Origin of the sequence: Shewanella gelidii (assembly GCF_014647855.1) — a bacterium.
Taxonomy (GTDB): Bacteria; Pseudomonadota; Gammaproteobacteria; order Enterobacterales; family Shewanellaceae; genus Shewanella; species Shewanella gelidii.
In genome coordinates this window covers 15,501-28,044 of the sequence record NZ_BMPZ01000012.1, presented here as the reverse complement: position 1 = coordinate 28,044, position 12,544 = coordinate 15,501, and the positions used below count along the sequence as shown (strand labels likewise).

The window sequence follows — 12,544 nt, the reverse complement described above, 5'->3', positions numbered from 1 at the left end:
TGTTTCGTTGTTATTTGAAGTCGTAAGAGACTGATAGGCGAACCGTTCGGGGTTCAAATGGATGGAAGTGCACGTCTTCGGTGGCTTCTCCAGTTGGCTCATTGTCTAGTCGAGATTCATAAAAGTAGTCAATGTCATGGTCATTGCTGTTTGTGAGGTTGAGAATATCAGCCTTAAATGTCCAGTTCTGGTGACGATATCCCGCTCTGAAGTTCCAAAGCATTGAGCCATCAGACTCTACGGAGCCATCTTCCACCAGCGGTCGGCTACCAAAGTAGCGCATGCGTAGGCTTCCAAACCAGCCGTTGTCAAAATCGCCATTGAGACCGGCCTGTACCACGTTTTTGACTGCGCCGGGGATTTCGTTGCCTTCAGGAGCTTTGTCGCTGAACTTTGCGTCGGAATAGGCGTACTCAAGGTCAAGGCTCCATTGCTCGGCGATCTGGTAGTAGGCTGTTAGTTCTACGCCTTTTCGCTCAGAAGCGCGGCTGACTTCCGTGTTTCCTGCATCGCCCACAAACAATAATTCGCTCTCTAACTCCAGATACCATAAAGAAAGAGAAGTGTTAAGAGAGTCGCTGATAAAACCACGTATGCCGGTCTCATAACCAAATGACCGCACAAGAGGGTCGACCGCGTCCACTTCAGAGCCATCAACAGGATCTATATTGATTGTAACGCCACGAGCGTCATTGGAGTGAAACCCTTGGCCTGCAGATGCATAAGTTTCCCAGTCATTGTCTAAGGTATAGATAAGACTTCCTTTCAATGAAAATAGATCGTCATGGCTACGGCCACTATTTGCATTTAGATCTACACCATATCGATTACGATTTACTTGGTTCGTCACTTTAAAATCATAGTAATCGTAACGGGCGCCGAGAACGGTGCGAAGGTTGTTGTTCCAATGGGTGTCATTTTGCCAATATAGCCCAAGGCTTGATTCTTCTACGGCATCACTGCGAGTTGAACCTAGGCGAGTTCTAGCACGGGTTTGGTAAAGACCAACTTCATCAATATCATCAAAACGATATTCAAGCCCGAATTTGTTGGTGGTGTCGACAGAGTTTAGATTTGAGGTGAGCTGATAGCTTGCCTGCCCACCATAGATGGTGCGGTCATCGACCTGTTCAAATTGGTCTCCTCGGTTTTCATCTTCTAAAAAGTAAGTGAAGTTCGACCATAGGTTCATTTGATAATCGATGATATACGCTGAGAACTGCCAAGCTTCATTCGCCCAAACCGCATTGACGCTATAGCGGCTAGACTCACCACCAACAGTATCATCAATAACACCCAGCTCATCGATCAATCCTTGCGAGACTGCACGGGCTGGAATTTGGTCGGCGCTGTTCCACGTGTTGTCGTAGCCCATGAAGCTGATAGATAGCGCACCATCTGATAAGTCTCGGGTATGTTTTAGAAGTAAATTCGTTCGGTTTAGATCTTCATCAATGCCAGTCCAAGGGCCTTGGTAACGGTTATGTTCCACAGCAATCAGGTTTTGGCTATTTCCTATATCAAAACCACTTAACACTAGGGCCCGGCTGTAATTGTCTTCACCAATGCTCAAATCAACCTTATCGCTTGTGACGCTTCTCATTGAATAGATATGAGCAGCACCGGCACCGCTGAAATCACCCACTTCGGCATAGTATGAGCCTTTTTTATAGGTCATTTTGCTAATTGTTTCGGGAATGATGAAGTTGAGATCGGTATACCCTTGACCATGACCATGAGTACGCATATTGATTGGCATGCCGTCAATATGCGTACTGAAATCTGTACCGTGATCTAGGTTAAAGCCTCGTAGGAAGTACTGGTTGGCTTTACCAGTTCCACTATGCTGCGTTGCAACCATACCCGGCACCATTTCTAGTATTTCTCCGGTTCTTAATAGAGGGCGCAAAATTAACTCTTGTTGTCCAACAACGCCTTCTGATGCCGATGTTGCCTGACCGAGTAGGTTAATACTACGACCATCGACAACGATGGTTTCTATTTCTGTGGGCTCATTTGCATAAACTTGAGCGCTTAGAACAAAAAGTGCGATGTATCTTTTGTTTTTCATTTTGATTATTTTCTCGTCTTGACTTGCATACCCGTATCAAGGAGGATTCGGCTTAATTTGTTACCTTATGCAACATTATCTACCTAGCCAGCAAAGCCGATAAGAGGTCGGTTTTAATGAATTTAATGAGTAAAAGCCTTAGCAGTTGGCTTAGCCAGCGTTCACGAAATCAGCCTTTACCTACTTTAGGGGTAAGGGAGCTTGAGGTGATGAAAACACTGTGGCGGCAGGGCGAGCTTTCTGCGCAAAAGGTGTTGACTCATAGTCGTGAAGAGGCGCTTTCTCTGAGTACGATGCAAAGTACTTTGGAGCGATTGCATCGAAAAGGATTATTAGATCGCCGTAAATCTGGGCGTCAATATTTCTATAAGGCTGCGATTAGCCAGAGTGATTTGATCAGCAGAATGCTACAGGATATGACGGCTCTCATTAGTGATGGCGATATGGCGCCGATGCTCTCTGGTATTATGGACTTTGTAGGCGAACAAAATGCTAATCTCGTTGTAGAGCAAGCTGATGAAATGCTTGAGCCAAAAGATAATCAAGAGAGCTAAACACGAATGTTCACGCTCGAACTGCTCTATGCTTGTACCGCATCAACACTCATTCTTTCTTGGTTATTTGCTGGGTTTTATCCAATTGTCAGGCGATGGTTAATCGAACTGCCAGCGGTGCTCGCAAGTAAACTCATTGTGCTATTCAGTATTTTACCTCTGGTAACCGTGACTTTGGTTTTATTGTTTTACAGTCAACCATTTCTGAATGAGCTGCTAGTCTACAGCCATTGTCATGATGGTGTTTGTGGTCCTCATTGGCTCCATCTTCCGGTATCTAACATGTTGAGCTCTGGGCTCCTTCTGCTTGTGTTTGCGGTGTTTATTCTCTTTATTACCGTAATTACCCGCCAAATTGCCCGCAGCAGAAACTATTGGTTAATGATGCAGGGTTTATCTCGCTTGGAAGGTGAAAACGGCTTTCGGATTGTTGAGAGTGAAAAGCTTACCGCTTGGTGTGCGGGAATGTGGAAGCCTCAGGTTTATATTTCACGGGGATTACTGAACCAACTCAGTGAATCACAGTTAAATATGGTTTTAGCACATGAACATTGCCATGCAAATAACAAAGATAATTTAAGAAAATCAGTTTTACATTGGAGCACCCTTCATTGGCCGCGCAAGCTAAAACAACGAATTCGAACTGATTTTACCAATAAGATTGAGTTGAGCTGTGATGCGGCTGCGGTGATTCATGAGCAGGACACCACTGGCTTTAAACAGGCGATTCAACTTATCACGCAACACTGCTCTAGAGCTGATGTCGAGAAAGCAGTCAAATTGAATGAAAGGCACAACTTACTCCACGATGAATTACAAAAACTGCAGCTGATGAGCCAACAATCGTTTATCAAAAGTTGGTTACTAGGTTTTATGTTGTTAGTTTTTTGGTTTGCTGTCATTTTGCTTACATCGCAACTTCTACACCCAATGCTTGAATTTATATCTAGGTAAACTCTTCGCGACGCCGCTCAATGTGTGGAGAGGTTTTGTTTTTCTCTTCGAGCAAAATTATGTCATGCAAAACTATGCCGCCAATAGCTGTCAATTGGACTCAACACTGATTATTTCAATTCGCTGTGTTGCTTGGAATTTTTGAGATGGAATACGGTGGTTATCAGCATCATTTGCAAATCACCAAAGGCTTATGCTTTTGGTCATGCGGGGCTGTACTCTATGCAACCCAAAGAGATGTTGCGACCCAGACTGAGATAGAATCAAAGGAAAGAGGGGGATAGACCCCCTTTCACATTTATACTTTGAATCGGTCGACGAGAACTTGTAATTCTTGGTTGGCGCCTTGTAGTGCTTTAGCGTGATCCCCTGAAGTTTGCCCATAATCGTGTAATTGGGTAAGCATCGAGCGGATAGACTCCATGGTTTGATTGATGTTGTCTGCCACATGGCTTTGTTCATTGGCTGCGGTAGCAATTTGAACACTGACATCATCGACCTTGGTGACAGAGTCTCGCATAGTGGTAATTCCTTCGGTAACCTTACTGGTTAAATCCGAAGTGATTTGACACTGTTCTCGCGTGATTTCCATAGATGAAACCGTTGAGTCGACACCTGACTTTAACAGATCCAGCATTTCCGCGACTTCAGTGGTACTCTCCTGTGTTTTAGCGGCTAAGTTTCGAACTTCATCTGCAACAACAGCAAAGCCACGGCCCATTTCACCTGCTCTAGCAGCTTCAATCGCAGCATTCAGCGCTAAAAGGTTTGTTTGTTCAGCGATGCCGCCGATGACCTGAAGTACGCCTTCAATGGCAGTCGCGCTGCCTTCCATTCTTGAAACGTTCTCGGCTGTTAGTTCAACGTTTTGCATTAGGTTATCAACGCTTTGTGTCGCCTGGTTGACTGAATCGCCTGAACGTTGTGCCTCCTGTTGAGCTTCGTTGGTGATTTCTGTGCTTTGATTGGTATATCGAGCAACCTCTTGGGCTGACGAGCTCAGTTCATTGACCGCTGTTGCGACCATATCTGTTTCTTTTACATGCTGCTCTAGTACTGACAGGGTCTGTTCTGTGACCGATGACATGGCCAAAATCTGGTCGCTACAGGTTTGATTTGCCTCGAGAACTTTTTTGATTAACTCTTGCAGGTAAATAATAAAGTGATTCATCGACTTGGATATGTCATCCAGTTCATCTTCGCCTCGAGTGGGGAGTCGCATACTTAGATCAGCATCTCCTGCAGAGAGACTATCGACGTTGTCCTTTAATACCCGGAATCGATTACTTAAACTGTTAAAGGCGTATAAGAGTACTGCTAAAAGAAGAATAACCATTGGCAACTGTATTTTTGCAAGCGTGGCCATAATTTCTTGAGTTTGAACCGTGAGTAATCGGGTCGGTTTAGCAACAGCGATTAACCAAGGTGTCCCCTTGACCTCCTGCACCAGCAAAATGTGCTCTTCATTGTTTTGGATAAACTCTTGGCGAAAACTTGATTGTTTTAGTGCTTGGCTAAGGCTCTCTGCCAATGGATATTGCTGCTTATTTAGGTTTTCGAGGATAACCTTGTCGTTAGTTAAAACTTGGTTGGTACTTAATATTTTTCCGTCACCTTCAACGATAAGGATTTCTGCATTAAGCTCACGCTCTTTGTCAGCAACAAGGTTGTTGAAAAAACCTAAGGTTACGTCAACGGTAGACACGCCATAGAGTTCGGCACCTTGATAAATCCCCATGGCGCAGTTTGTTCTAGGCTGTAAGCTTGCTCCATCTTTGTATGCATTGGCCCATACACATTCGCCTTTAGGTGCATTTTGGCCAGCTTGATGCCATGCCTGCGTGTAATAGTCTGGCGCTTCATCGCTATTCCAGTAAGTATTTACGATTAGCTTCCCACTACTGTCACGATGGTAAAAACTACTGGCTCGATTTACGCCATCAATGCGTTTATTTGGTAATGGCCAAATTCCGCCACCAAAAACCAGCTGGTTGCCATACTGATCAACCATATAGGGGAGCAAGGTATCGATTTGATCACTACTCAAGTTTGGTATGAGCTGGGTTGTCACTCTTTGCTGCGCTTGCACTGCCGCAAGGGTAAGCTTTATCTCTGTTGCGATATCCTTTACTGCAAAACTAAGATTTTTTTCTTCCTCTTCCTGCAGACTCGGTCGTACCCACTGTTGAATGCCCAACCCGGTGAGAATACTAATCAATAAAATAAAAACAATGAGCACGACGCTATATTTTTGTTTAATCGTTTTAATCGGAACAATCATTATGATTACCAACCATTTATGTTTGAGTGCCTTAGAACCCTTTGCGTTAGCACAATAATTTAAGGTCATGTGTTAATAGCTAATAAGCATAGTTCACTAAGGCGATCTTGCGTCAATGGTCTGCATTGTGTGTTGATGATTTTAGAAAAAACAGTATTTGAAGTGCGTTGATGGCGCATCGAGGACGGTCACCCAAGCAACTGTTTTGCAAGGTTAGCGTTGTTGATTAAATTTTCTGTGGATTTATTTTCCCCATATATACTTTAACAAATACAACCGTGCTTTTTGCATCCACTTGAAAGGGTGCGATTAGAGGCTCTGTTATAAAACTGCTGGGAGTTTGAATGAAACAAATCCGCAACTTATCATTTCGCAAAAAGCTTATTGCTTTGCTTCTACCTCCAGTTCTTGGGGCCATTATTTTTGCAGGTTACAACCTAAATGCAGCAATTCATGAAAAGTCAGTGGTAAACCAAATCAGCCCGCTTGTGGACTTGTCCATCACTGGAAGCTTGATTGTGCACGAGCTTCAAAAGGAGCGAGGGGCGACTACAGGGTTTATTGGTTCTGGTGGCGCGGCATTTAAAGATACTCTAGCCAACCAAAGACAAGTCACAGATGGTGTGATCCGAAAAGAAGTCGAATTCATTCGGGAGTTGGGTGACTTTTTAAAGGCTGAGCAACCCAAGATCCAGCAAAGTCTTGAACGTATTCTTGCGGAGTTAGATAAGTTACCGCAGTTGCGTACACGTGTTGATCAACTCGCAATATCTGCGCCCAATGCTGCAAAGTACTTTACGGATCTAAATGCTTCTATTTTAAGCTTAAGTGGCTCAATCGCTAATTTGTCTACCCAAGGTGAGCTTACGACACGGCTAAGAAATTATTACACTTTCATGCAAGCAAAAGAGTCAGCTGGACAGGAGCGAGCAATTTTAAATATCGCGCTTTCAAAAGGCTCTTTTCCGCCGGGGATCTACCGAAAAGTCGTGATGCTTGAGTCTTTTCAGCAAGCTTATTTAAAGATTTTTGAACAGTTTGCATCGCCAGCACAAATGCAACAGTTAAACGCGATTCGCAGCAGTTCAGATGCTATTCGAGTTCAAGAAATTCGCGCCATCGCCAACCAAAAATATATTGAAGGTAATTTTGGTGTGACTGGGCAAGAGTGGTTTCAAAAGTCGACAGCGCGAATCAACCAGCTGAAATCATTAGAAGATAATCTTGCTAGTGATATCCATGAGTTAGTGAGCAACCTCGACAATGCAGCGAGCCAAGCGATTTTGTACTCTTCAATTCTCACCTTGGTTATTGTGCTGATAACGTTAGTGCTTTCCGTCGTTGTCTCACGATTACTAATCCATCAAGCCCTCAATTTAGCAGAGACCATTGATAGTGTTGCAAAGCAAAAAGATTTATCACTTCGGACAAAAGTGCAGTCGACCGATGAGCTTGGTACCAGTGCCAATAGCTTGAACCAAATGCTGGTGGTATTTAGTGACATGCTCAAAGAAGTGGAGGCGAGTAGTGTGCAGCTGGCAACTGCAGCGGAACAAACCAGTGCATCTGTCGCTGAGAATGCCAAAAGCCTAGAGCGTCAAAGCCTTGAAACCGCGCAAGCAGCAAGTGCTACAGAAGAGATGACCGCGACCGTGAATGAAATCGCCAGTAGTACGGCACGAACGGTTGAGTCGGCTAATCAAGCGGCCGATTTGAGCTCAGAGGGGATGAGTGAGGTTGAAAGTAATTACAGCAATATGAGTGAACTGAATGAGCAAATGACTTTGGCAAACTCGCAGGTGTTGCAACTTAGAGATTCGAGTAAAGCCATTAATGAGATTGTAGATGTGATTAAAGGGATTGCAGAGCAAACGAATTTATTAGCGTTGAATGCAGCTATTGAGGCTGCACGTGCAGGAGAACAAGGGCGTGGATTTGCAGTTGTTGCAGATGAAGTGAGAACCCTTGCCCAAAGAACACAAGAGTCGACTCAGAAAATAGAACAGATGGTGACAGGGTTTCAATTGGAAGCAGATGATGTTTCTAAGTCGATTGAATCGAGCTTTGCCCATGTAAAGGAATCCCTTGAGCAAACGGTGTCGGTTAAAGATAAGCTTGTGGAAATAAATAGTGCAATCGTGATGATTACAGATATGTGTAATCAGGTGGCCACCGCCGCCGAAGAACAAGTTGCAGCAACCAATGAAGTTGCGGTTAATATTCGAACCATTAATGATTTGGCTGAAATGAGTGCTGACGCGGGGAATCAGATTTCTACCGCCGCCGCAGAGCAAACAGAGTTGTCGACGAAACAGCATGAGCTGGTGGCTCAATTTAAGTTATAGCGTGTAAGCCATGGCAATGATTCCCTTCAAGCCGTGGCTTGTAATCTTTCGAGGTTATTTGGTTTAGGTTGATTTATTGCTTTAACGCATCAAACTTGCGAATAAGAAGCTTTCTTAGCCAAATCATCGCTTCATCTTCTTCGGTATTTTTATGCCAATACAACCGTGTTTCTACATCTGATATCTGAAAAGGTAGGTGAGTAATTACTAACTCCCTATCCACCAATTGTTGTGCGATCAACTTCGGAAGAGTCAATAATGCAGATGAATGCTTGAGAATATCTTTAGCGGTTTGATAGTTTTGGCAACGTACACCGATCTTGCGATTTACGCCTTGTTGTTGAAGTGCTAAATCTTCAACGACACGGCCAGAAGCTCGTAGGGAAACAGCAATATGTTCAGCGGCAATATAGGATTTCTGATCAAGTGATGATGCCAGTTTGTGATTCGCATTCATCAGCACACAGAATGGATCACTTGAAAGTTTATAGTGATGAATCGGCGACTTCAGTGGCATGGCGACATCAATTGCTACATCAATCTGCCCTGATGCGAGCTGGCGTGACATATTGTCTCGATCTAATTTAATACTGGCCAATTTCGCATTGGGAGCGTATTGGTTCACGTCCTTGATAATTGAAGGAATAGTCATTGCTTCGAGTGCATCATGGATGCTCAAAGAGAATGTTTGTTCCGTTGTTGCGAGATCAAAGGCACCACATTGCTGCAGAATCTGCCGAATCCGAATCAGTCCATCAAGTAATTGCGGAGCCATCCTGTCACAGGCGGGAGTCGGTTGCATCAGTTGGCCTTGGCGAACAAATAGTGGATCACCTAAAGCCTCTCTTAACCGCTTCATTGCATGACTTACTGCCGAGGGCGTTATAAATAAAACCTTGGCCGTTTGAGTCATATTCCTTTCTCTATATAGGCTTTCAAAAACTTTCAGTAAGTTTAAGTCCAGTTGCTGAATTGCCTTTGATGTGCTGATTGTGGACATGGTCTACAGCCTTTTTGTTTCTACATTTTAATTATGAATCAGATTCACACTCTGGTGGTAAATCATTTCATTTCATTCAACCTAAGGGATCCGTTAACTTGTGTCTATGTATTAATGTGATCTTGATCGGGTTTTGGCGCACAATGTTTGCTCAGTAAGCCACGTTTCTCGTCACAACTCTGAATATTGGATTGGCTAGAAGGAACCCAAATGGACTTTTCACATAACGAGAAAACCCAAGCGTACTTGGCACGAGTGAGGACTTTTATTAACGAAAAGGTTTTGCCGGTCGAAGGACAAATTACCGCTGAAAATAAGCAGATGAACTCGGGTGATAATTGGCAAACATGGCAAACAACGCCAACGATCGAGGCGTTAAAGCAGCAAGCGAAAGAGCAAGGGCTGTGGAATCTATTTCTTCCTGATGAAGTACTTGCCCAGGGGTTGAGCTGTCTAGAGTACGCCCCTCTCGCTGAAGAAACGGGTCGCTGCTTTTACGCTCCAGAAATCTTTAATTGCAATGCGCCGGACACCGGCAACATGGAAGTTCTCTATCACTTTGGTGATGAGTTACAGAAGCAGCAGTGGTTACAGCCTTTATTAGCCGGCGAAATTCGCTCGGTATTTGCGATGACAGAGCCTGATGTGGCTTCATCTGATGCCACCAATATGCAAGCAACAATTGTCGATGACGGGGACTCATTGGTTTTAAATGGCAGAAAATGGTGGACAACAGGATTGGGCCATCCCAATGCCAAAGTTGCCATTTTTATGGGGCTATCAAACCCTGAGGCCGATAAACACCAACAACACAGCATGGTTTTGGTACCGCTAGATACACCAGGAGTGCGTATTGAGCGCATGCTAACAGCCTATGGTGAATATGATGCCCCTTATGGTCATGGTGAAATGGTTTTTGATGATGTTCGGGTGCCAAAATCCAACTTGATTATGGGGATGGGTAAAGGGTTTGCGATCGCTCAAGGTCGCCTTGGCCCCGGTCGTATTCATCACTGTATGCGTGCTATTGGTGCAGCAGAGCGAGCACTCGAACTGATGATTCAAAGGGGCACAACTCGCAATGCATTTGGTCAGCCGATTATTAAGCTTGGTGGTAATTTGGAGCGAGTAAGTCAGGCGCGAATGTTGATCGATCAAGCAAGGTTATTGACCCTCAACGCGGCCTGGAAGATTGATAACTTGGGAGTGAAGAATGCCATGACTGAGATTTCTATGATCAAAGTCGTGGTCCCAAACATGTTACAGACGGTTGTTGATATGTCGATACAAATTCATGGCGGTGCGGGTTTGTGCCACGACTTCCCGCTAGCAGGATTTGCTGCAATGGCTCGAAGCTTAAGGTTAGCGGATGGTCCAGATGAAGTGCATATGGCTATGGTGTCACGCCTTGAGATGAGGAAATACCGATGACAAACAGTCAGCCAGATAAACAAAAGAGGGTTTTAATCACTGGGGGCGCTTCGGGGCTAGGTCGCGCACTTGCACTGCGATGGGCCAAAGCTGGAAGCCAAGTCTGCATTGTCGATAAAAATGATGAGCGTGGTGCGGAAGCACTTGCTGAAGTCAATGCATGCGGTGGTGAGGGGCTGTATCTCCATTGTGATATTACTAACGAAGCGCAAATTAACGACGTCAAAGAGGTGCTCCTTGCCAAATGGGGTGGGGTGGATATCGTGATTAATAATGCAGGTGTTGCGACCGCAGGGGAGCTTGAAAGTGAAACAATCGAGCAATGGCAATGGATCCTAAACATCAATGTCTTGGGAATGGTTCGAATGACACAGGCATTTACTCCGGTATTTAAACTGCAGGGGCATGGCTATTTTATCAACATTGCCTCGCAAGCTGCATTAACCCCGGTTCCTATGATGGCAAGCTATAACGCTTCAAAGGCAGCCGTTGTGAGCTTTTCTGAAACGATGTTTTATGAGCTTGCCGATTACAACATTAGTGTGAGTGTGCTGTGTCCAAGCTTTTTCAAAACTCACTTAGGCGAAAGCTTGCGCTCAAGCAATGAAGGAATGCGCTCGGTGATGAACAAGCTCTTTGAGCGAGCAAGTATCGATGCAGAGGGCATTGCCGACATCACTTATCAGGCCGTGGGCCAGAAACAATTTATGATCCAAACCCATAAAGAAGCCATCAAGGCTTTTTGGTTAAAACGGTTTATGCCGCAAGCTTGGTATCTCAATTTAATTCTTAAAAAAACATTCAAATTGAGACAACAGGGAGGTTAATACGATGTCGAATTCGTCAATTCTCGATAAACCTAAAACGGTACGTCAAGGTGAAGAACTTGATGTGGCGTCAATCGACCCTTGGCTAAAGCAACACATTAGCGATCTGCAGGGCATTCCTCGAGTTGAGCAATATTCTGGCGGTGCTTCGAACTGGACCTATTGTTTAACCTATGAAAATAAGCAACTGATTCTGCGTAGAGCGCCCAAAGGAACAAAAGCGAAAGGGGCACATGATATGGGGCGTGAATATCGCCTGCAAGCTGCACTCAAGCCCGTGTATAACTATGTGCCGACAATGCTTGCCCATTGCGATGATGAATCGATCATCGGAGCCGAGTTCTATGTGATGGAGAAACTCACAGGAGTAATTCCAAGGCAAAACCTCCCCAAAGGATTGCGTCTGAGCCCAGAGCAAACCCAGCAGCTATGCCACAACATGCTTGATAGTATGATTCAATTGCATCAAGTGGATTATCAGAGTGCAGGTTTGAGTCATTTAGCCAAAGGAGAGGGATATACCCAGCGGCAAATTCAAGGGTGGAGTGAGCGTTTTAAAAAAGCAAAAACTTGGAATGTGCCATCGGGTAAATATGTTATGGATTGGCTTGCTGCGAACATTCCAGCAAATGAAACCATCTGTTTAACCCACAATGATTTTCGCTTTGATAATTTAGTGTTAAATGAGCAAGAGATCACGCAGGTGATTGGAGTTTTGGACTGGGAGCTGGCGACCTTAGGCGACCCGCTGATGGACTTAGGAAACACCCTTGCATACTGGGTTGAAAAAGAAGATGACTTTTTAGCACAAATGACACGCCGGCAGCCAACACACCTCGAAGGCATGCTGACGCGTAAGCAGGTTATCGAATACTATTGTGAAAAAATGAACCTGCAGATCGATAGCTTCACTTTTTATGAGGTGTATGGTTTGTTCCGTTTAGCTGCGATTGTGCAGCAAATTTACTATCGCTATCACCACAAGCAGACGAAAAACCCAGCTTACAAGCAATTTTGGATTGTGGTTCATTACCTATTATGGCGTTGTAAAAAGGCAATTCAACAACAAGGGAAATCTTAA

Annotated in this window: 9 protein-coding genes; 6 read left to right on the top strand and 3 right to left on the bottom strand. The window is 44.5% G+C overall.

Features of this window, described 5'->3' with window-relative positions:
* Positions 1-10: 10 nt before the first annotated feature.
* Positions 11-2,071: a TonB-dependent receptor gene (locus IEY18_RS15810; RefSeq protein ID WP_188922611.1), complete on the bottom strand. Its 2,061-nt coding sequence runs from the start codon at positions 2,069-2,071 to the stop codon at positions 11-13.
* A gap of 116 nt (positions 2,072-2,187) precedes the next feature.
* Here IEY18_RS15810 and IEY18_RS15805 point away from each other — a divergent pair, with 116 nt between their 5' ends.
* Together IEY18_RS15805 and IEY18_RS15800 are read left to right on the top strand one after the other, a co-directional pair.
* On the top strand, positions 2,188-2,625 hold the full coding sequence (locus IEY18_RS15805; RefSeq protein WP_308424079.1) for a BlaI/MecI/CopY family transcriptional regulator: 438 nt from the start codon (positions 2,188-2,190) through the stop codon (positions 2,623-2,625).
* Positions 2,626-2,631: 6 nt separating this feature from the next.
* Complete coding sequence (locus IEY18_RS15800; RefSeq protein ID WP_188922607.1) at positions 2,632-3,579, top strand: M56 family metallopeptidase; 948 nt, start codon at positions 2,632-2,634, stop codon at positions 3,577-3,579.
* Positions 3,580-3,877: 298 nt separating this feature from the next.
* Here IEY18_RS15800 and IEY18_RS15795 read toward each other — a convergent pair whose 3' ends face one another.
* Complete coding sequence (locus tag IEY18_RS15795; RefSeq protein WP_188922606.1) at positions 3,878-5,860, bottom strand: methyl-accepting chemotaxis protein; 1,983 nt, start codon at positions 5,858-5,860, stop codon at positions 3,878-3,880.
* A 344-nt stretch (positions 5,861-6,204) separates the two neighbouring features.
* Here IEY18_RS15795 and IEY18_RS15790 point away from each other — a divergent pair, with 344 nt between their 5' ends.
* A complete protein-coding gene (locus IEY18_RS15790) occupies positions 6,205-8,205 on the top strand; it encodes a methyl-accepting chemotaxis protein (protein ID WP_188922604.1) in 2,001 nt (666 codons plus the stop codon).
* 73 nt (positions 8,206-8,278) lie between these two features.
* Here IEY18_RS15790 and IEY18_RS15785 read toward each other — a convergent pair whose 3' ends face one another.
* On the bottom strand, positions 8,279-9,205 hold the full coding sequence (locus tag IEY18_RS15785) for a LysR family transcriptional regulator (RefSeq protein WP_229779987.1): 927 nt from the start codon (positions 9,203-9,205) through the stop codon (positions 8,279-8,281).
* A gap of 210 nt (positions 9,206-9,415) precedes the next feature.
* Here IEY18_RS15785 and IEY18_RS15780 point away from each other — a divergent pair, with 210 nt between their 5' ends.
* From IEY18_RS15780 to IEY18_RS15770, 3 genes are read left to right on the top strand one after another with little or no spacing between them, the layout of a single operon-like run.
* The gene (locus tag IEY18_RS15780; protein ID WP_188922602.1) at positions 9,416-10,636 is read left to right on the top strand and encodes an acyl-CoA dehydrogenase family protein; all 1,221 of its coding nucleotides are present in this window, start codon (positions 9,416-9,418) and stop codon (positions 10,634-10,636) included.
* On the top strand, positions 10,633-11,463 hold the full coding sequence (locus tag IEY18_RS15775; RefSeq protein WP_188922600.1) for an SDR family oxidoreductase: 831 nt from the start codon (positions 10,633-10,635) through the stop codon (positions 11,461-11,463). Before IEY18_RS15780 ends, IEY18_RS15775 begins: the two co-directional genes overlap by 4 nt.
* 4 nt (positions 11,464-11,467) lie before the next feature.
* Positions 11,468-12,544 carry a phosphotransferase family protein gene (locus IEY18_RS15770; protein WP_188922598.1) on the top strand — a complete coding sequence of 359 codons (1,077 nt, stop codon included), beginning with the start codon at positions 11,468-11,470 and terminating at the stop codon, positions 12,542-12,544.